We start from the raw sequence: 22669 nt of genomic DNA, 5'->3' as shown, positions 1-22669 counted from the left end.
CCATGGCACGTCTCCCTCGCTGGATCTCCCAGCACCTCGCCGCGCTGCGGGCACTGCTCGTGCTCACCGCGATCACCGGCATCCTCTACCCGCTCGCGGTCCTCGCGGTCGCCCAGGTACCGGGCCTGAACGACAAGGCCGAGGGGTCCCTGCTCTACGACGACGCCGGGAACGTGATCGGCTCCTCGCTGCTGGGCCAGTCCTTCACCGACGACGACGGGAACGCGCTCGGCGCGTACTTCCAGTCCCGCCCGTCGATGGCCGCCGGCGAGACCGGCGACTACGACCCGCTCGTCACCGGCGCCTCGAACCTGGGGCCCGAGAACGTCGTCGACACGCTCCCCGACCCCGCACTGGGCCGGGACGGCGACGAGAACGCCGCCAAGAGCCTGCTCACGCAGGTGTGCGAGCGCTCGTACGCGATCGGCGAGCGCGAGGGCGTCGACGGCTCGCGGCCGTACTGCACCGAGTCCGGCGACGCCGCGGTCGGCGCGGTCCTGGGCGTGTACTACTCCGAGGGCACCACCGGCACGGTCACCCGTGTCGTCAGCCTGAACGAGGAGTGCGGCGCGGTCGAGGCACCGTTCCTCGCCGAATACGAAGGCGTGCAGGTCGAATGCGCCGCATACGGCGACGACCACGCCGCCGCGATCATCACCCCGATCGAGGGCGACGCGCCCGGCGAGCCGGCCGTGCCGGCCGACGCGGTCACCGCCTCCGGCTCCGGGCTCGACCCGCACATCAGCCCCGAGTACGCCGAGCTGCAGACCGCCCGCGTCGCCGCCGAGCGCGGCGTGAGCACCGAGGACGTCGAGGCGCTGGTCGAGGACCACACCACCGGCCGGTTCCTCGGGTTCATGGGCGAGCCCGCGGTGAACGTCGTCGAGCTCAACCTCGCCCTCGACGAGGCGGCGCCGCTGGACTGACCGGAAGCGCGCGAGTCGTCATCGGGGAGCGGAGCGCCATCGGGCCTCCGCTCCCTCATCGCGGGAGATTGACAGGCGTCGACGTCGTGCATATCATGGCCCCACCCTCACCTGAAAGTTTCATGAAGATACCGAAACTTTCGGAGCCTCTGTATCCCTCCTCCGCGATGGAGCCTGCAAGTCATGAATCTTCAAGCACGCGAACGGCGTCGGCGGTTGCCCGCGCTGGTGGGCGGGGCGCTGCTCCTGCCCGCGGCGGCGTTCGTGTTCGCCCCCGCCGCCGCCGCCCAGGACGACGTCGTCTACGCCTCCGACTTCGAGGACGGCACCCCCGGGGACTGGGTCCCGCGCGGGCCCGTCACGCTCGCCGTCGAGGACGGCGCGCTGCTCACGACCGGGCGTTCGGCCGAGTGGCACGGGCCGTCGGTCGACCTGACCGATGTCGTCGAACCCGGTGGCGTCTACGGGATCTCGGTCTCGGTGCGGTTCGCCGACGGGAGCGCGGGCGACGCGCTCACCGCCACGGTGCAGCGGGAGACCGCCGACGGCACCTCCTACGACAGCGTCGTCTACCAGGCGCCGGCCGGCGCCGACTGGACGTCGCTCTCGGGGGAGTACTCGATCGCCTCCGCCGCGACGAACCTGACGTTCTACATCGAGTCGCCCACTGTGGACGCCTCGTACTGGATCGACGACTTCACCGTCACCGAACTGGAGCCGCCCGGGATCGAACCCGACATCCCGAACCTCAAGGACGTCCTCGCCGACGACTTCCGGATCGGGGCCGCGATCGACGACCGCGACCTGGTCGAGTCCTCGGGGCAGCTGCTGAGCAAGCACTTCAACCAGGTCACCGCCGAGAACCACATGAAGCCGGACGCGATCCAGCCGACCGAGGGCGAGTTCACGTTCGGCGCGGCCGACGAGCTGGTGGAGTACGCCGAGGCCAACGGCATGGAGGTGTACGGCCACACCTTCCTGTGGCACACCGGGCAGGTCCCCGAGTGGTGGTTCCAGTACCCCGAAGGGCACCCGAACGCCGGTGCGCCCCTGGGGAACTCCGACGAGGACCGGCAGATCATGATCGAGCGGCTGGAGGCCCACATCGGGGCCCTGGCCGAGCACTACGGCGACCGGATCCAGGCCTGGGACGTGGTGAACGAGGTCATCAGCGACAACAACGCCGAGGTCTACCGGCACAGCCGCTGGTACGAGATCTTCGACGGGCCCGAGTACGTCCACGAGGCGTTCCGCATCGCCCGCGAGGCCTTCGACGCCGCGGGCGCACCCGACGTCAAGCTCTTCATCAACGACTACGGCACCGAGAACCCCGGCAAGCGCGACAACCTCTACAACCTGGTCGAGGACATGCTCGCCGCGGGCGTGCCGGTCGACGGCGTCGGCCACCAGACCCACATCAACCTGAACACCTCGATCGACCAGATCGAGGAGAGCCTGCTCAAGTTCGCCGGCCTCGGTGTCCTGCAGGCGGTCACCGAACTCGACGTCGCCATCGGCGCGCCCGGCGAAGGGGAGGAGTTCCCGCAGCTGGAGGCCCGCCTCATCGAGCAGGGCCACTACTTCCGCGACCTGTTCGCCATGTACCGCGAGCACGGGGACCTCCTCGAGTCGGTCACCGTGTGGGGCCTGCACGACGGCCGCTCCTGGCTGCGATCGGAGACCCGGCCGCTGGAGAGCCCGCTGGTCTTCAGCGACACGCTCCAGTCGAAGTGGGCGTACTGGGGCATCGTCGACCCGAGCGCGCTGCCCGAGATCCCCGACGAGGAGGAGCCCGAGTACGCGCGCGTCCAAGTGCCGCTGGCGGACACGGCGCCCGAGATCGACGGGGCGAGGGAGGCCGCCTGGGACGAGGCGTCCACTGTGGCGACTGAGGTCAATGTGGAGGGTTCTGCGGACGGCGCGAAGGCCGACGTCTCGCTGCTGTGGGACGAGGCCGGCCTGTACGCGCTCTTCGAGGTCACGGACCCGAGCCTCGACGAGGCCGGCGCCAACCCGTGGGAGCAGGACTCCGTGGAGGTGTTCCTCAACCCCGGCAACACCCGCGGCGGCGGCTACGAGGAGGCCGACGGCCAGTACCGCGTCAGCTTCACCAACGCGGTCTCGGTGGGCGGCAACGGACCCGACGCGGGTGTGCTCACCAGCGCCGCCGCCGCGACCGACACCGGCTACGTCGTCGAGGTCGCCGTCGCGATGGCCCCCGAGCAGGCCGCGGTCGGCACCGAGCACGGTCTCGAACTCCAGGTCAACGACGGCACCGACGGTGCCCGCACCGCCGTCCACACCTGGTACGACCCGACCGGCCTCTCTTGGAACACCAACGCCAACTGGGGCATCGCCGAGTTCGTGGAGGACGTCGAGGAGCCGGGCGGCGGCGGGAGCCTGCCGACCACCGGCGCGGCGCTCACCGCGGCGATCGCCGGGGCCGCCGCGCTGGCGGTCGCCGGCGCGGTCACCGTGTTCGCGGTGCGGCGGCGCAAGGCCGCCGCGAACTGGGGCGACTAGCCCCTGCGCGCATACGCCGTCCCGGGCGCGCCACCGCCCGGGACGGCGCCGTCTCAGGTCACGGGTGCATCGTCGCGCCCTTGACGACCCGGTCGACCGCGTTCTTCGGGCCGTAGAGCCCGATCCCGGCGAGGTCGAGCTTCCCGGCCGCGCGGACCGCGGCGCGGTTGTCGCGGTCGTTGCCGGTGGTGAACAGCTCGGTCGTGAACAGCGACATCCGCAGTCCGCGCGAGAGCGCCTTCGCGTGCGAGGCCGCGAGCTGCTCGGCGGTCGCCTCCATCACCATCACCGGCTGGCGGAACATCGACAGGTACGCGTTGCCCTCCGCGTCCTCGTACGGCTCGCCGACGACTTCGGGTTCTGCCGTGCCGAGGCCGCTGACCAGGAACGCCGTGACGTTCAGGCGCTGCCACACGGCGAGGTCGCCGCGGAGCAGGACCGCGATCTTGGTGTCGAACCGGACGGGTGCTTCTTGATCCATGCGGGCAACGCTACGAACCGGCGCGGCCCGGTGTCTTGTACGTTCTAAGCGTGGTGGCCGAGGTCCGGGCGTGGCGGCCCGCCGTGGGCGGGGTCGCGGAGGCGTTCCATGCCCGCTTCACCGACCACGCCTACCCGATGCACGTCCACGACACGTGGACCCTGCTCATCATCGACGAGGGCGCCGTCCGCTACGACCTGGACCGGCACGAGCACGGCGCGCTCGCGCCGATCGTGACCCTCCTGCCGCCGCACGTGCCGCACGACGGCCAGTCCGCGACCCCGCACGGATTCCGCAAGCGCGTCCTCTACCTCGACGGCACCCTCCTGGACGACGCCCTGATCGGTTGCGCGGTCGACGGCCCCGAGATCGCCGACGCCCCGCTGCGCGACCAGATCCACCGCCTCCACGAGTCGCTGCGCCTGCCCGGCGACGAGCTGGAGGCCGAGAGCCGCGTGGAGCTCGTCGCCGACCGCCTCCGCAGGCACCTGCGCCGCCGCGACCCGGTCGCCGAGCCGATGCGGGACCGGCGGCTCGCACACGCGATGCGCGACCTGCTCGACCGCCGCATCGACGCCGGCCTGAGCCTCCGCGAGGCCGCCGCCGAGCTGCACGCCCACCCGGCCCATCTCGTGCGCGCCTTCGGCCGCGAGTTCGGCATCGCCCCGCACCAGTACCTGGTCACCCGCCGCGTCGACCGCGCCCGCCGCCTCCTGCTGGCCGGGCGGCCCGTCCACGCGGTGGCCGCGGCCACCGGGTTCTACGACCAGTCGCACCTGACGCGGCACTTCAAGCGCGTCGTCGGCACGACCCCGGCAAGATTCGCGGGCTCGATCGGCGGACCGGCGGCCTGATCGGCGGGTCCGGCGATCGATCTCCAATACACGAAATCGAAGATGTTGACTGTTTCAATGTGTTGATGTTAGCCTTCACATCACCTGTTCCGGCTGCCTAACCCCTATTGGAGTGGCCATGTCAGCATCCCGTTCCGCGCGCCTCAGCCGCCGCGGACTGTTCACCGCGGCCGCCGCCGCGCCGCTCGTCGCCGCGTTCCCGGAGCTCGCGGCGGCCCAGACCGCCTACACCGGCTACCTCATGGCCCACTTCATCGGCGAGGGCACCGGCGGCGAGCAGATCTACCTCTCCCACAGCGACAACGGCCTCAACTGGACCGACCTCAACCGCAGCCAGATCGTCCTCCGCAGCCCCATCGGCACCCAGGGCGTGCGCGACCCCATCATCGTTCGCAACCAGGCCGGGAACCGCTACTGGATCGTCGCCACCGACCTGCGCATCGGCTCCGGCACCTCCTGGGGCGACGCCGCCAACAACGGCAGCCGCAACCTCGTCGTCTGGGAGTCCACCGACCTCGTCAACTGGTCCACCCCCTGGCTCCTCGGGGTCGCGAACTCGATCGGCGACGCCGGCAACGCCTGGGCCCCCGAGGCGATCTGGGACGCCGCCGCCGGGAACTTCCTCCTCTACTGGGCCACCAACTCCACCCTCAACGGCGTCAAGAAGCACCGCATCTGGAGCGCCCGCACCACCGACTTCCGCACCATCACCGCACCGCAGGTGTACATCAACCTCGCCGGCACCGAAGGGCTCATCGACACCCAGATCGTCGAGGTCCCCGCGAGCACCGGCGGCTACCGCTACTACCGCGCCTCCAAGACCACCCAGATCGTCATCGAGGGCAGCAACGCCCTCACCGGCACGTGGACCCGCCTCGGCGACCTCGCGAACCTCACCGGCGGCGGCGTCGAAGGCCCCATGTGGCAGAAGTTCAACGACCGCACCGAATGGGCCCTCTGGCTCGACCAGTACGCCACCGGCCGCGGCTACATGCCCGTCCTCACCACCAACCCCGCCGCGGTCTCCGGCTACCGCACCACCAGCGGCTACAGCCTCGGCGCCAACCTCAAGCGGCACGGCTTCGTCCTCAACCTCACCCAGGCCGAGGAGACCCGGGTCCTGGGCCGCTACCAGGCCCCCACCTGGAACCGCCTCCAGTCCTACAACTTCCAGGACCGGTACGTGCGCCACGCCAACCTCGACGTGCGCATCGACCCCGGCGTCAGCCCCGCCGCCGACGCCCAGTTCCGCCTCGTCCCCGGCCTCGCCTCCTCCAGCGCCGTCTCCTTCGAGTCGGTCAACTTCCCCGGGTACTACCTGCGGCACGTCAACTACGACTTCGTCCTCGCCCCCCGCGAGACCACCGCCCAGTACAGCGCCGACGCCACCTTCAACCGCGTCGCCGGCCTCGCCGACGCCTCCTGGAGCTCGTTCACCTCGTACAACTACCCGACCAGGTACCTCAGGCACTACAACTACCTGCTCCGCCTCGACCCGGTCTCCACCGCCACCGAACGCGGCGACGCCACCTTCCGCGTCACCTCCTGACCCGCGGCTCCGGGACGGGCGCCGAAGCGATCACGAATCGAGAAGCGCCGGGACCCGTCCCGGAAATAGCCTTGGAGCATGACTTACATCGAGGACATCACCATCGAGGCCGCCGACGCCCAGGCCGCCGAGGACTTCTACACCGCCGCCTTCGGCCCGGACCTCCCGCTGAAGTTCCGCGCCTCCGAGGAGCCCACCACCGGCTTCCGCGGCTTCACGCTCGACCTGATCGCCGCCCAGCCCGCCGACGTCGACCTGCTGTTCGCCGCGGCCGTCGACGGCGGCGCCGAGGTCGTCAAGGCCCCCGTCAAGTCCTTCTGGGGCTACGGCGGCGTCCTGCGCACCCCCGACGGGGTCGTCATGAAGCTCGTCTCCTCCTCCAAGAAGGACACCGCGCCCGCCCGGAAGGCCTACGACGAGGTCGTCCTCCTCATGGGCACCACCGACATGAAGGCCTCCAAGAAGTTCTACGAGGAGCACGGCCTCGAGGTCGCCAAGAGCTACGGCGGCAAGTACACCGAGTTCGCCGCCGGGAAGGGCGCCGTCAAGTTCGCCCTCTACCCGCGCAAGGCCTTCGCCAAGACCGCGTTCGTCGACCCCGCCGGCACCGGCTCGCACCGCATCGCCGTCGGCGGCACCGGCGGGACCTTCACCGACCCCGACGGCTTCGCCTGGGAGGGCCCCGCCGCCTGACGGCCCGTCCCCGATGCGTCCACCGCGCCCGGCCCCGGCCGGGCGCGGCGCACCTCAGCCCAGGTCCCCGGCCGTCCGCACGACCACCCCGTACAGGTCCGCGACCGTCGCCAGCGCCGCCTCGTGCAGCGCCGCCGCACCCGTCTCGGCGACCGCGGTCCCCAGCGGCCGCGTCGCGCACGCGTCCGCCACCACCGTCGGCCGGTTCCCGCGCAGGAACGCGCCCTGGGCCGTGAACTGGACGCACATGTGCGTCATGAACCCCGCGACCACCACGTCCCCGTGCCCGGCGGCGTCCACCACCGCGCCCAGCTCCGTCCCCACGAACGCGTCGGGCACCGACTTCACCACCACGGCCTCGCCCTCGGCCGGCGCGACCCGCGGATGGATCTGCCCGATCTCCGCGCGGTAGTCGTACGGTCCCGGGCCGCCGTCGTTCACGACGTGCACCACCGTCGCCCCGGCCCGCCGGGCCCGGTCGAGCAGGTCCGCCGCGGCGTCGAGCGCGGGCTCCCAGCCCTCCAGCTCCATGACGCCGCGCGTGTAGGTGTTCTGGTAGTCGACCAGGATCAGCGTCGCGTCCGACAGCGACGCCGGGGCCTGGTCCAGGCCGATGATCTCGCGCAACGTGGTGGCGCCCATGGGTTCCTCCTAGCGGTTCCGGCCGCCCCCGCGGCGACCGGAGTCCACGCTACGACCGGCCGGGCGTGTCCGCAATGTCGTGCGACTTGCAGATCCGGACATCGGCGGTTAGGGTCGCAGCCGTGGACCGAACCGAACGCCTGGTCGTGATCGTGCTCTTCGACGGGGTCGACCTTCTCGACGTGACCGGCCCGCCCGAGGTGTTCGCGCTGCTCGAGCGCGATATCGGGGACGCGGCCGGGTACCGGGTCGTGCTCGCGGCCGCTACCGACGCGCCCGTGACCACGTTCGCCGGTGTCCGCGTGCTGCCCGACACGACGTTCGCGGCGCTGGCCCGGGAGCGGATCGACACCCTGATCGTCCCCGGCCGCGTGGAGGCCGAGCCCGGCGGCCGGGTCCGCGCCGTCACCGACCCCGACGTGGTCGAGCACGTGAAAGCCTTGGCGCGCAACACGAGGCGTGTCGCATCGGTGTGCGTGGGCGCCCACCTCCTCGCCGAGGCCGGGCTCCTCGACGGCCGCCGCGCTACCACGCACTGGTCGACGGCCGAGCAGCTCGCCGCCGAGCACCCGGCGGTCGAGGTCGACGCCGACCCGATCTCCATCCGCGACGGGCACGTGTGGACCGGCGCGGGCATCACCGCCTGCCTCGACCTGACGCTGGCCCTGGTCGCCGAGGACCACGGCGAGGCCGCCGCGCTGCGCGTGGCCCGCCAGCTGGTGATGTACCTGAAGCGCCCGAGCGGCCAGAGCCAGTTCAGCGTGCCGCTCGAACCGGTCTCGACCACGCGCCGCGTCGAGGAGCTGCGCCACCACATCGCGGGCCACCTCGCCGACCCGCTCGCTATCGGCGACCTCGCGCGCACGGCGCACCTGAGCGAGCGCCAGCTCACCCGCGTCTTCAAGGCCGAGCTCGGCCGCACGCCCGCCGCGTACGTGGAGGAGGCGCGCGTCGAGGCCGCCCGCCACCGCCTCGAAGGCGGCGACGACACCCTCGACCGCATCGCGGGCGCGTGCGGCTTCAACACCGTCGACACGCTGATCAGGGCGTTCCGCCGCCGCCTCGGCACCACGCCGACCGAGTACCGCAACCGCTTCCGCACCGCGGCCCGCGACTGAACCCCGCCGGCTGTCGCACCCCGGTGGCAGGATGGCCCGATGGCGTACGACGAGGGACTGGCCGACAGGATCAGGGACGCGTTCGACAACCGGCCGTACGTGTTCGAGCGGAAGATGTTCGGCGGGCTCGGCTGGATGGTGCACGGCAACATGGCCGCCGCCGCGCTCGGCGGCGGCGGGGCGATGGTCCGCGTCGGCAAGGACGACTACGAGGACCTGCTCGCCGAGCCGGGCGCCGGGCCCATGGTCATGGGCGGGCGCACCGTCACCGGCTGGATCAGGCTCGGCGACGACATCTGCGCCTCCGACGTCGAGCTCCGCACGTGGATCGACCGCGGCACGGCCTTCGCCGAGACGCTCCCGCGCAAGTAGCGGGCACCGCCGCTCGCGAACCCGGTGGCCCGTCGCAGCGGTCCGTGCGCCCGCCGCTGCTCCCGGTCCGGCGGTGCTCCTGAAAGGGCTGCGCCGGAACGGGAGCGTCGTGCGCCCGCCGCCGAGCGGCACCGCCTCCGGTCCGGCGGTGGCACTCCCGAAGCGGCTGCGCCGGAACGGGTTCACCATGCGCGGCGCGCCGCGCGGGCCTTATGCCTCGTCCTCCGCGGTGCGCTCGCGCGCGTCGTCGAGGTGCCTGCGCAGCGCCCGCCGCGGGCCCTCGTGGCCGTCGGCGTCGAGGCGGGCGGTGACGCGGTCGACGAGGGCTTCGGCGGCGTCGAGGTCGCCGAGCTCCTCGTGGGCGGCGATCATGCCGTGCGCGGTCTGGACGCCGATCTCCACCAGGAAGTCGCCGTCCTCGGCGACGGCGAGCACCGCGGCGCCCGAGTCCAGGGTGCGGCGCGCCCAGGCCTCCTCGGACTCCTCCTCGTCGCCGAGCATCCGCGACTCCTGCGCGAGGGTCTTCGCGTACTCGTGGCGGCACGAGTTCCGGTACTCCGGGTTGTGCTCCTCGTCGCGCCAGTCGGCTTCGAGCTCGGCGGCGAGCGCGCGCATCTCCGCGACCACGGCGCCGGCGTCGGCGTCCTCCCCGCGCAGGCGGGCCCACAGGGCGGCGCGGATCGGGTTGGCGGCGGCCGAGAGCGAGCCGAGCTCGCGCCAGGCCTCGGCCGAGCGCCCGTAGGCGTCCAGCGCCGACCGCTCCTCGCCGGTGCGCTCCAGGAGTTCGCCCGCGAGGTGCGCGGACTGGGCGTAGAACGCCGGGTTGGGGTGCGCGAGGCCGCCGTCCATGAGCCGCAGGGACTCCAGTATGTGCGTGACCCCGACGCGGGCGTCGTTGGTCCGCTGGTAGTTCTCGGCGAGCAGGTAGCGGGCGTCCACGAGCCGCCAGTGCTCCTCCTCGTGCATCTCGGGCAGGTCCGCCAGGGCCGCTTCGAGGATGACGACGGCCTCCTCGCCGCGCCCCTGCATCGCGAGCGCCTTGCCGAGCAGGTGCCGGGCCACGCCCGCGCAGCCGGTCTCGCCGGCGCGGTCGTACCAGTGGGCGGCCTGGACGGCGTAGTGCTCGGCCGAGCGGGCGTCGCCGAGGTTGATCGAGCACTCGGTGGCGGTCAGGTGGAGCGCGGCGACGGGGAACGCCGGGTAGTCGCCCTTGACGGCGGCGATGCCGGTCTCGGCCACCGCGAGCGCGTCGGCGAGGCGCCCCGCCTGGTTGAGCATGGAGCCGTACTGGAACGCGCTGATGAACGTCTCGTAGCGGAACCCGTTGCCCGAGGCCAGCTCGAAGGCCTTGCACAGGGCCGCGATCCGGCCCTCGGGCTCGGTCTCGAACTCGGGCAGCATCATCGCGAGATGCGTGCGCGCGAGGGCGGCCCGGCGGTGCCCGGTGATCGCCGCGAGCTCGGCGTCCGTCGCCGCGAACGCGGCGGCGAGGTCGTCGCCGGGCCGCTCGCCGAGCATGAGCCCGGACTGGAGCTGCGCCATGAGCACCTGGGCCCGGGCGCGGGCGGCGTCGGCGGGCGAGGACTCCGCGAGCGCGTCGGCCTCGTCGAGGAGGCCCGGCGCGAGGGGCGCGAAGACGGCGGGATCGGATCGCATCCCCCAGGCGGCCTTGGCGATCCGGCACAGCAGCGCCCGGCCGGGCAGGCCCGCCTCGGCGAAGAGGGTCCCGGCGAGCGCCGCGAGGTCCTGGGCCGCTTCGAGCCCGTCGTCCGGGTCGGCCTTCGCGAGCAGCGTCTCGGCCTCGTCGGCGGGGTCGAGCGAGGCGCCGAGCGCGTCGGCGAGGAGGGCGACCTCGAGCCACCGCTCCTCGCGGTCCTCGGCCGCGTCCTCGACAGCCCTGCGGGCCGCGACCAGGGCGGCCTCCAGCGCCGCAGGACCGGCGTCCGCGGCGGCCGGCTCGTCCTGCGGCTCCTCCACCTGCGGGAGCGCCTTGAGTCCCAACGGGACGTACGGGTGCCGCACGGCGGGCTCGACGCGCTCCTGCGACCGGTCGGAGTGGACGGTCGACCCGTTGCGGCGGTCGTAGCGGGCGCACAGCTCGCGGCGCTCGGCGTCGGCCCAGGCGTGCAGGTCGTCGGCGGTCCAGTCGCGGCCCTCGGGCCCGGCCAGGAGGGTGCCGCCCATGCCGCGGGCGCGCAGGGCCGCGGCGAGGGCCTGGACCCCTTCGAGCCACTCCTGGCGCGTGTCGGGGCTGAGCGCCATCTCGTACGCGCGCCGGTCGGCGGCGAGGATCTCGATCCCGCGGGCCTCGTTCCCGGTGAGCGCGCAGAACCGGAGGTGCCGGGCGATGTACCCGAGCATGTCGTCCTTGTCGCGGCTGATCCGGTAGCCGTGGTGGTGGTTGGCGCGGGCCTCGTCGAGGCGGCCCAGCCGCGCGAGCGGCAGGAGCGAGTCGGCGAGGGTGTTGTGCGGCTCGTGCGCGCACCGCAGCTCGCCGTCGAGGAGCGGACGCCAGGCCGCGACGGCGGCCTCGTCGTCCCCGGCGCAGGCGGCCATGTCGCCGATGTCGTTGACGCGGCACGCCTCGCAGTCGCTCATGCCGTCGGGCTCGGTCGCCGCGACGAGCGCCGCCGCGCGGGCCGCCCGCTCGTCGTCGCCCACGTAGTACGCGAACCAGTGCTCGGCCTCGTAGTACGGGTGCAGCGAGTGCCCCGCCTCCGCGTACCGCTCCCGGAACTGCGTCAGCGCGTCCTCGATGGACGCCAGCGGCACGTCCGGGTGGTCGCGCAGCTTGTACACGATCCACTTGAACTGCCAGTACACCGACCGCAGCAGCGCGCCGTCGAAGTGCTCGGGCGCGGTGTCGAGGTGGTGGAGGAGCCGCGCGTACGGCACGAGCAGCCGCGTCGAGTCGGTCGAGTACTCGTAGCAGTCGACCAGGGCCGACAGGGTCGCGTTGAGCAGCGGCCGGTCGCCGTCGGCCTCGACGGCCGCCAGGTGCTCCTCCAGGGCGGCCAGGCGGGCCTCGCCCCGGAGCTGCCATCGGATCTCGTTGAGGCGCTTGCGAAGTGCGTCGGTGTCGCTCATGGGGCTTCCGTCTGGTGAGGGATCGTCGGTGCCAGCATTGTGCCAGTGTGCGGGCCGTTACCGGCCCGTGCCCCCTGCCCCGGCTACCCGTGCCAGCGCCTCCACAGTGCCGCGTACGACCCGTCCCGGGCGATCAGCTCGTCGTGCGAGCCCAGCTCGGTGATCCGGCCCCGCTCGACCACCGCCACCCGGTCCGCGTCGTGCGCCGTGTTCAGCCGGTGCGCGATGCTCACCACCGTGCGCCCGGCCAGGATCCGGTTCAGACCCTGCTCGATGTCGCTGGCGGCGTTCGGACTCAGCATCGAGGTCGCCTCGTCGAGGACGATCACCTCCGGCGCCGCGAGGATCACCCGCGCGAGCGCCACCTGCTGCACCTCCGCCGGAGTCAGCGCGTGGTCGCGCCCCCCGACCTTCGTGTCCAGGCCCCCGGCCAGCCGCCCGGGCAGGTCGCCAGCGCCGACCACCGCGAGCGCCTCGAGCAGCTGCTCGTCGGACGCGCCGGGCGCCCCCAGCCGCAGGTTCGACGCCAGCGTGTCGTTGAACAGGTGGTACTCCTGCGTCGCCAGGATCACGAAGCGCCGCAGGGCGGCCTCGCCGATCTCGCCCGCGTCGGCCCCGCCGATCCGCACCGCCCCCCGGTCCGGCCGGTGGATGCCCGCCATCAGACGCGCCAATGTGGACTTGCCCGCTCCGGTCGGCCCCACCAGCGCCAGCCGCTCCCCGCGCCGCAGCGCCAGGTCCACGCCCTTGAGCACCGGCTTCGCCGGGTCGTACCCGAACGTGACGCCCTTGAGCTCCACGATCTCGGCCGCGTCCCGCTCCGGCTCGGCCGCGCCCGCGGCCGCCTCCCCGCCGCGCACGCCGATGAGCCGCGCCAGCGAGATGCTCCCGTTCTGCACCCACTCCAGCGACAGGATCATCTCGATCGCCGGCGCCACCGCGAGCTGCATGATGAGCACCACCGTCGTCGTCTGCGCGATCGTCAACTGCCCGTTCGCCGTCAGGACCCCGCCGAGCAGCAGCGTCGTCAGGCACGGCAGGAACGCCGAGAAGTCCAGCACCGGGAACAGCCTGCCGCGCAACCGCATCGACACGAACTGCGCCTCCAGGAGCCGGTCGATCGCCCGGTCGGTGTGCGCGACGCGCCGCGCCTGCCAGCCCAGCGCCTCCACCGTCTTCACGCCGTCGATCGTCTCCGCGACCGCCGACGTCAGGTCCGCCCGCGCCGCCTGCACCGCGTGGAAGATCCGGAACGCCCGCTTGAAGTACCAGCGCATGACGACCACGATCGGCGGCACCGCCACCAGGACCGCCGCGCCCAGCACCGGCGACACCGCGAACGCGCCGGCGACGTACACCGCCACCGTCACGAACCCCGTGAAGAACTGCGGCGCGGCCTGCACCAGCGAGTGCTGCACCTGCCCCACGTCCAGGCTCGTGCGCGACAGCAGCTCCCCGGTCCCGGCCGCCTCCACCTGCGCCGGCGGCAGCGCGAGCGTGCGCTCCATGAACTCTTCGCGCACGTCGGCCACGATCCGCTCCGACAGCACGGCCAGGTTCCGGTACGACGCCCACGTCAGGACCGCCTGCGCCAGCACGGAGACGAGGATGAGCGGGATCTGCCACGGCAGGTCCGCGCCCGGGTCGCCGCCGTCGCCGCGCGCCCACGCCGCGAACGCGTCGGTCATGCGGCCCACCACCCACGGGGTCGACATGCCCGCCAGGGCCGCCGCGACCGTGAGCGCGACGACGAGCGCGAAGCGGCCGCGGTGGCGGCCGACGAGGGCCCGCAGGTACGCGCGGGTCTCGGCCGGGGTCGCGATCGGGAGGGTGCTCATCGGGCGACCGCCTCCCGGTACGCGTCGCGGGCGAGGAGCTCGGCGTGGGTCCCGGAGACGACGCCGTCCCCCAGGAACTCGACCCGGTCGCACACCGCGAGGAGCTGCGGCGCGTTCGTGACGATCACCGTCGTCCGTCCTTTCCTGTGCCGCGCCAGGCGTTCGGCGATGCGGGCCTCGGTCTGCGCGTCGCAGGCGCTGGCGGGGTCGTCGAGGATGAGGATCTCCGGGTCGGCGAGGAGCGCCCGCGCGAGGATGAGGCGCTGGCGCTCGCCGCCGGAGAAGTTGCGGCCGCGCTCGCCCGCGACGGCGCCGAGGTCGTAGCCGTCGGAGGGGACCTCGTCGCTCTCCAGGAGCGAGCGGTCCACGCCGACGATGTCCACAGCGGACGCGGTGTGCAGGGCCCGCATGATGTCGGCGTCGGTGCGCCTCCCGTCGACGTCGAGCTGGTCGCGCAGGGGGCCGCTGAACAGCTGGGCCCGCGCCTCCATGAGGTGCACGCGGGAGCGGACCTCCGCGGTGTCGAAGGCCGCCAAGGGGACCGCGCCGATGTGCGCGGTCTCGTCGCCGTAGCCGCCGAGCCGGTCGAGGACGCCCGTGGCGCCGAGGCCGTCGGCGGTGACGACGCCGGTGGTCAGGCCCGGTTCGATCCGGACCCCGCTCACCGGGTCGTGGAGCGCCTCCCCTGCGGGCCAGGGGATCGCGTTCGCCGGGGCCGGACCGGGGTGCTCGTCCTGGAGGCGGCGGAACCGCGAGGAGGCCACGACGGCGCGCGTGAACGCGTCGACGCCCTGGATCGTGTACCCCAGCGGCCTGGTCAGCGCGATGAGGTAGCCGAAGAGGGCCACGAACTCGCCGGCGGTGACGGTCCCGTCGAGCGTCATGACCGCGCCCGTCCACAGCACGGCGACCAGCAGGGTCCCCGGCAGCGCCAGGCGCGCGAGCTCGAGGAGCGCGACGGTGCGGCGGACCCTGACGCCCGCCTCCATCGACGCCTGCGAGGCCGTCCGGTAGCGGCCGTTGAAGTGGGCCTCGCCGCCGATGCCGCGCAGGACCCGGAGTCCGGCGACCGCGTCGGTGCCGATCCCGGTCTGCTCGCCGATGCGCCCGCGCAGGTCCCGGCCGCGCGCCTCGAGCCGGAAGAACAGCGGCCGCAGCGTCGCGAACATGGCCGGGACGCCGACGCCGACGGCGAGCACGAACCACCACGACATGCCCGCGAGGATGGTGAGCGCCAAGGCGAACGCCAGGAGCGCCGAGGCGAGGCGCCCGAACATCATCGACAGGGACGCCAGGGCGTGCGAGTCGGCCGCGGAGATCGCCACCAGCTCGCCCGCGTCGGCGCGGGTCCGCAGGCGCGAGCCGACCGCGACGACGGTGTCGACCAGCCGCCGCTGGACCCGGAAGTCGGAGTCCATCTGGTTGTACATCATGTACACGAAGCTCGCGACGCCCGTGACCGTGGCGATGCCGATGCACACCAGGAGCGCCGCCGACCACCGGTAGAGCGCGGCGCGGTCGCCGCCGACGAGGCCCTCGTCGACGGCCCTGCCGACCACGTACGGCACGAACTGCTGGCAGCCGAGGAACGCGAACGAGACGAGGGTGCTCGCCAGGAGCATCCGCCACTGGGACCTGAAGAGCCAGCCGATGACGGCCGCGGCGTCGTTCGGGTGCGCGAGGGGCCCGCCGGGGTCGCGCGGGGGAGCGAAGCGTGCCATGCGGCGTGCCTTTCACGGGGTCTGCGGCTGCGGGGGGCAGCGAGAGGCACACTAGCGCGCGGGGGACACGATTCGGAACCTATTTTCCAACGGTTGGAATAAGCATTCGAGTTACGGTGCCATGTGACATGTGATGTACCACCGGTATCGCGGGCCCCCCGCTGCAACCCTGCATCAGGGGTCCGACACGGCCGCAACATGATGGAGACTCGCGAGTCTGCCGCCCGTCGCGATCTCCGCCGAGCGTCAGCCGGTGACGCGGCCGCGCGTCCCGTGCCGGCGCCGCGCCCGGCTCGCCGGTCCGGTGCGTCGGCGAGCAGTCAGCTCGCGAGGTCGGCGTCGTTGACCAGCAGGGCCAGCTGCACCCGGTTGTTCAGGCCCAGCTTCGCGAGGGCCGCCGAGACGTGGGTCTTCACCGTCGGCACGCTCAGGTGCAGGGCCGACGCGATCTCCGCGTTCGAGCGGCCCCGGCCCACCTCCGCGGCCACCTCGGTCTCGCGGGTGTTCAAGGCCCGCAGGCGCTCCCGGGCGGCCGCGCGCCGGTCGCCCCCGCCGCCGCCCGCCCCGACCGCCAGGCCGATGAGGCGACGCGTCACCTCCGGCGACAGCACCGGCTCCCCGGCCGCGACCCTCCGCACCGCCGCCACGATGTCCGCGGGCGGCGTGTCCTTGAGGAGGAACCCGCCCGCGCCCGCGCGCAGGGCCCGGCGCACGTGGCCGTCCGCCTCGAACGCGGTGAGCACCAGCACCTCCGGCGCGCCCGGGACCGCGCGCAGCCGCTCGGTCGCCGCGAGCCCGTCGACGCCGGGCATGTGCAGGTCCATGAGCACCACGTCCGGCCGCACCTCCGCCACCAGCGCCGGCACCTCCGCGCCCGAACCCGCCTCGCCGACCACCTCGACGCCCGCGCCGCCGCCGAGGATCATCCGCAGACCCGCCCGCACCAGCGGGTCGTCGTCCACGACCAGGACCCTCACACGCTCGCTCATGCCGTCCAGGGTAGCCACGCCCGCACCCGCCATCCGCCGTCCTCGGCCGGCCCGTACTCGAGCCGCCCGCCCGCGAGCGCCGTCCGCTCCTCCAAGCCGATGAGCCCGTGACCCGACCCCGGCCCGCCGTCCCGGCCCGGACCGCTCACGACCTCCACCTCCAGGCCCTCGCCCGGCCCGCCCGACACCGTCACCGCGACCGCCGCGCCCTCGGCGTGCCTGCGCGCGTTCGTGAGCGCCTCCTGCACGATCCGGTACGCCGTGCGCCCCGACCGCTCCGGCGCCTCGCCCTCCGCGGTCTGCGCGAACGCGATCCGCGACCCCGGCCGGGCCTCCTCCACCAGCGCCCGCAGGTCCGCCATCGACGGCTGCGGCAGCTCCCCGATCGGGGCCCGCAGCACCGCGATCACCTCCCGCAGGTCCCGCATCGCCAGATGCGACTGCTCCCGCACCACCCCCGCCGCGCCCGCCAGCTCCTGCGGCGACAGGTCCGCCCGGTACTCCATCGCACCCGCGTGCAGGCTCAGCAGCGACAGCCGGTGCCCCAGCAGGTCGTGCAGCTCCCGCGCCAGCTCCTCCCGCGCCCGCGCCCGGGCGCGCTCCCGCTCGTCGCGCTCCTGCTCGGCCGCGCGCGCCCGCAGCGCCCGCCGGTACCGCGTGAACATGCCCCAGCCCGCGACGCCGCCGTACAGCACCACCGCGAACACGAGGCTCCCCAGGACGCCCATCTCCGCGGGCCGGAGCACCGCGTACACCGCCGCCGCGGCCACCGCCCCGCCGAACACCCACGCCGCCGTCCGCAGCGGCCGCCGCACCACGACCCCGAACAGCAGCACCACCAGCGGGAACGCCGTCGTCTCCGAGAACGTCGACAGCACCACCGCGACCACCGCCGCCTGCGTCGGCCACCGCCGCCGCAGCCACAGCAGCCCCAGCGCCGCGATCCCCGCGAGCTGGTCCAGCTCGAACAGCCACGGCGGCGACGGCAGGCCCAGCCGCATCCGGTCCCCGCTCAGGTACAGCCACGAGAACACGCCGAACGCGAACAGCGCCGCGTCCACCGCCCACCCGCGCGCCCCGCGCCGCTCCGCACCCATGCGCCGAACCTAGCCCCCGCGCGCCGCCCGGCCAACCGCTCCCGCCCGATCCGAGACCGAAGTAGGCGCACCCCATCCGAAGGTCGCGCCGACCGCGTTCCGGAGGACTAGGGTTGACCGGCATCGACCGAAGGGGGAGAACCGTGCTCGACCAGATCCCCGCCCCGCCCGTGATCGCCCTCCGCCCCATCGCGCCCGAGGACGCCGAGGACATCGCCGCGCTCCGCACCGCCAGCCGCGACCACCTCGCCCGCTGGGAGCCCGACGAGGACGACTCCACGTACGGCCTCCCCGGCGTCCGCGACGCCATCGACGCCGCCCTCGCCCGCACCGCCGCCGGCACCGGCCGCTCCTACGTCATCCTCGAACAGGGCCGACCGGTCGGCGGCCTCCTCCTCAACACCATCGTCCAAGGCCCCTACCTGCGCACGTGCAGCGTCGGCTACTGGGTCGCCGCCGCCGAGACCCGCCGCGGCATCGCCACCGAGGCCGTGCGCCTCGCCAAGTACGTCGCCTTCGGCGAACTCGCCCTCGACCAGCTCCGCGCCGAGACCCTCCCCGACAACCTCGCCTCGCAGAAGGTCCTGGCCCGCAACGGCTTCCGCCGCATCGGACTCACCCCCTGCTACTCCCTCGCGACCGGCCGCCTCCGCGACCACGTCCTCTTCGAGGCCCCCAACCCCCGAACGGAGCACCCGTGGACCTGAAGGTCAACTACCCCGAGGTCGGCGCCACCCGCGGCGGCGACCTCCCCCCGGGCTACCGCCACCTCAGCCGCGAGACCGTCCTCGACGCCCCGCTCCACCGGCCCGCCGAGATCCTCATGACCTGGGGCCTCCACGAGCGGTGCGGCCTGCGGCCGCGCGCCTCCGCGCCCCGCGCGGCCCCCGGCGTCGAGGTCGCCCTCCGCTTCGCCGGCGTCCTCGCGATCCCCTGCCAGGTCGTGTGGGCCGAGGAGACCCCCGACCGCGCCGGCTTCGGCTACGGCTCCCTGCCCGGCCACCCCGAACGCGGCGAGGCCGCGTTCCTCCTGGAGGCCCGGGGCGACCGCACCCGCTTCACCGTGCGGTCCTTCTCCGTCCCGGGCACCCTCGCGAGCCGGCTCGCGGCGCCCGCCGCCCGGCTCGTCCAGACCCGCGCGACCGGGCGGTGGCTCACGGCCATGGCCGAAGCGCTCCGATAACGTCCGATTCGTCCGAAACGCTGAGCGTAGTGGGCAGGGGCCGTTAGATTGCGGTTCCGGGGGAGGTGCGTCATGGACATCGCGATACTCGGCGTCGGCCATCTCGGCGAGGCCGTGCTCATCGGCCTGCTCGAATCGGGGCTGCCGCCGGCCCAGATCTGGGCCACGGCCCAGCCCGCCGAGCGCGCCGCGGCGCTGGCCGGGGCCTACGGGATCGAGGTCGGCACCGACAACGCCGGCGCCGTCTCCGAAGCGGACCTGGTGCTCGTGGCCGTGCGGCCCGGCGTCGTCCCGGGGCTCCTCGACGAGATCGCCCCCGCCCTCGAACCCGACGCGGTCGTCGTCTCCCTCGCGGCCGGGGTGACGCTGAAGGCCATGGCCGAGCGCCTCCCCGAGGGCGTGACCGCGGTGCGTGCCATGACGAACGTCGCCGCGCGCTCCCGCGAGGCCGCGACCGCGCTCGCCGCCGCCGAGGGCACCGACCTCACCGAGGTCGAGGACCTGTTCGACCGCGTCGGCGTCACCGTAGCCGTGGAGGAGTCCCTCATGGACCTCATCACGGCCGTCGGCGGCTCCGGGCCGGCCTTCCTGTACTTCCTCGCCGACGCGATGACCGGCGCCGCCGTCGAGGGCGGCATGGAGCCCGCCGCCGCCCGCGTCATGGTCGACCAGATGCTCCTCGGCGCCTGCCTCAACCTGCACGCCAGCGACGAGCCCGCGGCCGAGCTCCTCGACGGGGTCACCACGCCGGGCGGCACCACCGCCGCGGCGCTGGACGTCCTGCGGACCGGAGGCGTCGACGACACGGTCAAGCGCGCGGTCGTCGCGGCCGCCAGGCGCGGCCGCGACCTCGCGCGGTTAACGCCGCGGGCTCGGGCTCGGGCTCGCGCGGTTAACGCCGCGGGCTCGGGCTCGGGCTCGGCCCGCCTGCGCCGAAGCAGCAGCGCGACGACGGCCGCCACGGCGACGACGAGCGCCGCGACGAGCATGACCAGGTAGGCGGCCTTGAGGCCGGAGGTGAACGCGTCGTACGTCAGCGGCGCGAAGGACGCGTCCCCGGCCTGCGCGATGAACTCCTCGCGGGCCGCCGACAGCGCGACGAGCGCGACCCCGGCCAGGACCGCGGCGAGGACGCCGACGACGAGCGCCGCGACCCACCGGCGCGGGGCGACGACCACGGCGACCACCAGGAGCGCCAACGCGATCCACGGCAGCCAGGTCGCGGCCCACCGCAGCTGCCCGGTCCGCTCCTGCAACTCGGGGACCTGCTCGGAGTCGAGGAGCACGTACTGGGCCTCGACCGCGGGGATGTCGGAGGCGTACGCGAAGTCGTTCTCCGCCAGGCGCTTCTTGACGACCTCCACGACCTTGCCGAGGTCGAGCGTGAGCGTGGTCCCCTCGGCCGTGAGCGACCCGGCGTTCTCGCCCTCCAGCGCCGACACGAGCGAGGAGTGCGCCTCGGTCACCGCCGCGTCCCACACCGTCACGAACTGCGGGCTCGCGACGAACTCGTTCACCTCGGTCTCGATGTACGCGCGCAGGGTCTCGGCCGCGGAGGCGACGAGGTCCCGGATGTACGCGGGCGGGTTCTCGACGCCGACCCAGCCGGCGGCCCGGCTCGCGATGGCGTCGACGTCGAGGGACTCCTCGATCTTCGCGGTGATCATCTGCGCGACGGCCGCCTGGACCTGCTCGTCCTCGGCGATCGGCTGCGTGCGCTCCACGAACTGGTCGGTCGTCAGGAGTTCGAGGCGCGCGTAGTAGGCCGCCACGGCCCCCGTCACGGCCACCACGGCGAGGACGCACGCGAGCATCGCCACGATCCAGCGCACCAGGCGCCCGATCCCGCCGCCCTCGCGCTCCTCCTGCGGTCCGGCGGCCTCGGCCGCCTCGCTCGGCGTCTCGCTCGGCGTCTCGCTCACGGGCACCTCCACATCGGCTTGAATCCACTGTAACCAGCGCAAACGCCCTGCGCCGGGAAACGGAACGGGCGGCGGGGGAGTGCCCCGCCGCCCGTCCTCGCGAACCTAGAAGTCCCACTCCAGATACGGCGCGATCATCGGGTAGACCAGGTCCATCCGGACCGCGCTGTTGGGGCACCCGCCGAGGTGGTGCAGGCCCACCACCGCGCCCGTGGTCCGGCTGACCACCGGCGAACCGGAGGACCCGCCCTCGGTGTCGCAGTAGTAGGCCAGGTCGGTGGCGTAGCCGCGGCCGTAGGCCCGGTCGTCGTCGATCCGGCACTGGCCGGCGACGGCGGCCCGGCTGTCCTCGCTCGCGATCCGCTTGGGCTTCCCGCCGGGGTGCCCGGGGATGAACACCTTCTCGCCGATCTCGGCGTGCCGCGGGTCGATCTCCAGGTGCGGCAGGTGGGCGATGGCCGCGTAATCGTCCACGGTGAACAGCGTGAAGTCGTACGTGTAGTTCGTCGCCAGCACCTCGTCGCCGCGCACCTTCAGCGGCACGGCGGCCTCGCCGCCGGCGCACTCGGGGCACTCGTACCCGAACTGGACCTCGGTCGCCTTCGCCTCGCCGGCCGTGTCGATGCAGTGGTTGTTCGTCATGATGCGGTTCGAGTCGTCGGCGATCCACGCCGTGCAGTAGTACTCGTCCTTGATGATGAGCCGCGCCACCGACAGGCTCGCGTCCCACGCGACCGGGTCGGTCTCGCGGTAGCAGGCGGCGTGCTCGGAGTCGTCGCGGCCGCAGACGCTCTCGGGCCCGGCCCCGGGCCGGGACGCGAGCTCGGCCCCGCTCAGGCCCCGCGCGTAGGCGGCGAGGCGGGCGGCGGCCGCCGTGCCGTCGTCGGCGTCGCGCAGGACGACCTCCGCGGTGTCGCCCTCGATCGACAGGGCCCGCAGGCCGCCGTCCTCGACGTCGTCCGGGCCGTACTCATAGGACTCGGTCCCGTCGGGGCTCGCGACGACGAGGCGGTCCCGCGCGCCGAGCACGACGCCGTCGAAGCGGGCCTTGATGAACGCGGCGCCCGCATGGGCGACCTCATGGGCCTCGCCGGCCTCCAGCGGCACGTCGGCGGTCTCGAGCTGCGCGATCTGGTCGGCGCGGTACTGCGGGGCCGCCGCCGCGGGGGCGGGTACGGCGGTGAGCGCGGCCGCGGCGAAGGCCCCGGCCGCGAACGCGAGTACTGTCCTCTTTGTCCTGTCTCCCATGGCCCCGAAGCGTAGGGGACGGCCGCGGGGCGGGCGGGGGATCGGGGAAATCGGGCGGGGCCGCGGCCCCGCCCGGGCGACCTAGTTGTTGTACTGGTCGTTCCAGTCCTGGCGCCACTCGTCCCAGTTCGCGAACATGCCGCCCGCGATGCCGGCGATGAGGATGATCACGAACGCGATGATCGAGATCCAGCCGAGGATGATCGCGGCCCGCGCGAGCCCCTCGCCGGAGTTGTTTCGCCGCACGATCTGCCCCTTGGCCACGTAGCCGAGGATCAGCGCGAGGATGCCGATCGGACTGCACCAGCCCACGATGGCGAGCACGAAGGCCGCGATCGCGAGCCCGTTCATCTCCCGGGGCGCCCTCGCCGGAGCTCCGGGCTGCCCGTATTCCTGCGTCATGATGCCCTCCATTGGAGACGGAAA

The 22669-nt window shown here is 73.5% G+C and carries 20 protein-coding genes; 11 read left to right on the top strand and 9 right to left on the bottom strand.

All coding sequences use genetic code 11. The annotated features are described in order from the left end of the window. The first annotated feature begins 2 nt into the window (after positions 1-2). Positions 3-926, top strand: coding sequence for a potassium-transporting ATPase subunit C (locus ABD419_RS04925; RefSeq protein ID WP_344482526.1), 924 nt, complete (start codon positions 3-5; stop codon positions 924-926). A gap of 183 nt (positions 927-1109) precedes the next feature. Continuing rightward, positions 1110-3449: an endo-1,4-beta-xylanase gene (locus ABD419_RS04920; protein ID WP_344482523.1), complete on the top strand. Its 2340-nt coding sequence runs from the start codon at positions 1110-1112 to the stop codon at positions 3447-3449. A gap of 58 nt (positions 3450-3507) precedes the next feature. Here the strand turns inward: ABD419_RS04920 and ABD419_RS04915 are convergent, their stop codons facing one another. After that, complete coding sequence (locus ABD419_RS04915) at positions 3508-3930, bottom strand: DUF2000 family protein (RefSeq protein WP_344482521.1); 423 nt, start codon at positions 3928-3930, stop codon at positions 3508-3510. Positions 3931-3983: 53 nt separating this feature from the next. Between ABD419_RS04915 and ABD419_RS04910 the strand changes: the two genes are divergently transcribed. The 3 genes from ABD419_RS04910 to ABD419_RS04900 all read left to right on the top strand — a co-directional run bounded on the left by ABD419_RS04910 (position 3984) and on the right by ABD419_RS04900 (position 7026). Next, positions 3984-4784 (top strand): helix-turn-helix transcriptional regulator, encoded by an 801-nt coding sequence (locus ABD419_RS04910; protein ID WP_344483438.1) that lies wholly within the window; start codon positions 3984-3986, stop codon positions 4782-4784. Between the two features lie 118 nt (positions 4785-4902). Further along, the gene (locus tag ABD419_RS04905) at positions 4903-6333 is read left to right on the top strand and encodes a glycoside hydrolase family 43 protein (protein ID WP_425555927.1); all 1431 of its coding nucleotides are present in this window, start codon (positions 4903-4905) and stop codon (positions 6331-6333) included. Between the two features lie 78 nt (positions 6334-6411). After that, positions 6412-7026, top strand: a complete 615-nt coding sequence (locus ABD419_RS04900; RefSeq protein WP_344482518.1) for a glyoxalase — start codon at positions 6412-6414, stop codon at positions 7024-7026. A gap of 54 nt (positions 7027-7080) precedes the next feature. Here the strand turns inward: ABD419_RS04900 and ABD419_RS04895 are convergent, their stop codons facing one another. Beyond that, complete coding sequence (locus ABD419_RS04895) at positions 7081-7668, bottom strand: isochorismatase family protein (RefSeq protein ID WP_344482515.1); 588 nt, start codon at positions 7666-7668, stop codon at positions 7081-7083. Positions 7669-7742: 74 nt separating this feature from the next. Between ABD419_RS04895 and ABD419_RS04890 the strand changes: the two genes are divergently transcribed. Both ABD419_RS04890 and ABD419_RS04885 read left to right on the top strand, forming a co-directional pair. After that, entirely contained in the window at positions 7743-8786 is a 1044-nt protein-coding gene (locus ABD419_RS04890) for a GlxA family transcriptional regulator (RefSeq protein ID WP_425555926.1), read from the top strand. 39 nt (positions 8787-8825) lie between these two features. Further along, complete coding sequence (locus tag ABD419_RS04885; protein ID WP_344482509.1) at positions 8826-9158, top strand: TfoX/Sxy family protein; 333 nt, start codon at positions 8826-8828, stop codon at positions 9156-9158. A 210-nt stretch (positions 9159-9368) separates the two neighbouring features. Here ABD419_RS04885 and ABD419_RS04880 read toward each other — a convergent pair whose 3' ends face one another. From ABD419_RS04880 to ABD419_RS04860, 5 genes are all read right to left on the bottom strand, one after another. Then, a complete protein-coding gene (locus ABD419_RS04880; protein WP_344482506.1) occupies positions 9369-12245 on the bottom strand; it encodes a hypothetical protein in 2877 nt (958 codons plus the stop codon). Positions 12246-12328: 83 nt separating this feature from the next. Then, positions 12329-14083 carry an ABC transporter ATP-binding protein gene (locus tag ABD419_RS04875; protein ID WP_344482503.1) on the bottom strand — a complete coding sequence of 585 codons (1755 nt, stop codon included), beginning with the start codon at positions 14081-14083 and terminating at the stop codon, positions 12329-12331. Continuing rightward, positions 14080-15804 (bottom strand): ABC transporter transmembrane domain-containing protein, encoded by a 1725-nt coding sequence (locus ABD419_RS04870; protein ID WP_344482500.1) that lies wholly within the window; start codon positions 15802-15804, stop codon positions 14080-14082. Before ABD419_RS04870 ends, ABD419_RS04875 begins: the two co-directional genes overlap by 4 nt. A gap of 320 nt (positions 15805-16124) precedes the next feature. Beyond that, a complete protein-coding gene (locus ABD419_RS04865; protein ID WP_344482497.1) occupies positions 16125-16793 on the bottom strand; it encodes a response regulator transcription factor in 669 nt (222 codons plus the stop codon). Beyond that, a complete protein-coding gene (locus ABD419_RS04860) occupies positions 16790-17890 on the bottom strand; it encodes a sensor histidine kinase (RefSeq protein ID WP_344482494.1) in 1101 nt (366 codons plus the stop codon). Before ABD419_RS04860 ends, ABD419_RS04865 begins: the two co-directional genes overlap by 4 nt. A 143-nt stretch (positions 17891-18033) precedes the next feature. Here ABD419_RS04860 and ABD419_RS04855 point away from each other — a divergent pair, with 143 nt between their 5' ends. From ABD419_RS04855 to ABD419_RS04840, 4 genes are all read left to right on the top strand, one after another. Beyond that, positions 18034-18597 carry a GNAT family N-acetyltransferase gene (locus ABD419_RS04855; RefSeq protein ID WP_344482491.1) on the top strand — a complete coding sequence of 188 codons (564 nt, stop codon included), beginning with the start codon at positions 18034-18036 and terminating at the stop codon, positions 18595-18597. Further along, positions 18588-19073, top strand: coding sequence for a DUF1990 domain-containing protein (locus ABD419_RS04850; protein ID WP_344482488.1), 486 nt, complete (start codon positions 18588-18590; stop codon positions 19071-19073). Before ABD419_RS04855 ends, ABD419_RS04850 begins: the two co-directional genes overlap by 10 nt. A 72-nt stretch (positions 19074-19145) precedes the next feature. Then, the gene (proC, locus tag ABD419_RS04845; protein ID WP_344482485.1) at positions 19146-20072 is read left to right on the top strand and encodes a pyrroline-5-carboxylate reductase; all 927 of its coding nucleotides are present in this window, start codon (positions 19146-19148) and stop codon (positions 20070-20072) included. 18 nt (positions 20073-20090) lie between these two features. Next, complete coding sequence (locus ABD419_RS04840; RefSeq protein WP_344482482.1) at positions 20091-20834, top strand: hypothetical protein; 744 nt, start codon at positions 20091-20093, stop codon at positions 20832-20834. 266 nt (positions 20835-21100) lie between these two features. On the opposite strand, the gene ABD419_RS04835 is transcribed toward ABD419_RS04840, so the two are convergent. Both ABD419_RS04835 and ABD419_RS04830 read right to left on the bottom strand, forming a co-directional pair. Continuing rightward, positions 21101-22243 (bottom strand): trypsin-like serine peptidase, encoded by a 1143-nt coding sequence (locus tag ABD419_RS04835; RefSeq protein WP_344482479.1) that lies wholly within the window; start codon positions 22241-22243, stop codon positions 21101-21103. Positions 22244-22324: 81 nt separating this feature from the next. Beyond that, positions 22325-22645 (bottom strand): DUF4190 domain-containing protein, encoded by a 321-nt coding sequence (locus ABD419_RS04830; RefSeq protein WP_344482476.1) that lies wholly within the window; start codon positions 22643-22645, stop codon positions 22325-22327. Positions 22646-22669: the final 24 nt, after the last annotated feature.

The organism is Glycomyces endophyticus (genome assembly GCF_039531525.1).
In the GTDB taxonomy this organism is placed as follows: Bacteria; Actinomycetota; Actinomycetes; order Mycobacteriales; family Micromonosporaceae; genus Glycomyces; species Glycomyces endophyticus.
Note: the sequence above shows the minus strand (reverse complement) of the source record. Positions and strands in the feature narration are given on the sequence as shown.

Bases quoted from the DNA above. Each gene is read 5' to 3' on its own strand.
- ABD419_RS04925 (WP_344482526.1), top strand. From the start codon at position 3: ATGGCACGTCTCCCTCGCTGGATCTCCCAGCACCTCGCCGCGCTGCGG.
- ABD419_RS04920 (WP_344482523.1), top strand. From the start codon at position 1,110: ATGAATCTTCAAGCACGCGAACGGCGTCGGCGGTTGCCCGCGCTGGTG.
- ABD419_RS04915 (WP_344482521.1), bottom strand. From the start codon at position 3,930: ATGGATCAAGAAGCACCCGTCCGGTTCGACACCAAGATCGCGGTCCTG.
- ABD419_RS04905 (WP_425555927.1), top strand. From the start codon at position 4,903: ATGTCAGCATCCCGTTCCGCGCGCCTCAGCCGCCGCGGACTGTTCACC.
- ABD419_RS04900 (WP_344482518.1), top strand. From the start codon at position 6,412: ATGACTTACATCGAGGACATCACCATCGAGGCCGCCGACGCCCAGGCC.
- ABD419_RS04895 (WP_344482515.1), bottom strand. From the start codon at position 7,668: ATGGGCGCCACCACGTTGCGCGAGATCATCGGCCTGGACCAGGCCCCG.
- ABD419_RS04890 (WP_425555926.1), top strand. From the start codon at position 7,743: ATGTCGTGCGACTTGCAGATCCGGACATCGGCGGTTAGGGTCGCAGCC.
- ABD419_RS04885 (WP_344482509.1), top strand. From the start codon at position 8,826: ATGGCGTACGACGAGGGACTGGCCGACAGGATCAGGGACGCGTTCGAC.
- ABD419_RS04880 (WP_344482506.1), bottom strand. From the start codon at position 12,245: ATGAGCGACACCGACGCACTTCGCAAGCGCCTCAACGAGATCCGATGG.
- ABD419_RS04875 (WP_344482503.1), bottom strand. From the start codon at position 14,083: ATGAGCACCCTCCCGATCGCGACCCCGGCCGAGACCCGCGCGTACCTG.
- ABD419_RS04870 (WP_344482500.1), bottom strand. From the start codon at position 15,804: ATGGCACGCTTCGCTCCCCCGCGCGACCCCGGCGGGCCCCTCGCGCAC.
- ABD419_RS04865 (WP_344482497.1), bottom strand. From the start codon at position 16,793: ATGAGCGAGCGTGTGAGGGTCCTGGTCGTGGACGACGACCCGCTGGTG.
- ABD419_RS04860 (WP_344482494.1), bottom strand. From the start codon at position 17,890: ATGGGTGCGGAGCGGCGCGGGGCGCGCGGGTGGGCGGTGGACGCGGCG.
- proC (WP_344482485.1), top strand. From the start codon at position 19,146: ATGGACATCGCGATACTCGGCGTCGGCCATCTCGGCGAGGCCGTGCTC.
- ABD419_RS04835 (WP_344482479.1), bottom strand. From the start codon at position 22,243: ATGGGAGACAGGACAAAGAGGACAGTACTCGCGTTCGCGGCCGGGGCC.
- ABD419_RS04830 (WP_344482476.1), bottom strand. From the start codon at position 22,645: ATGACGCAGGAATACGGGCAGCCCGGAGCTCCGGCGAGGGCGCCCCGG.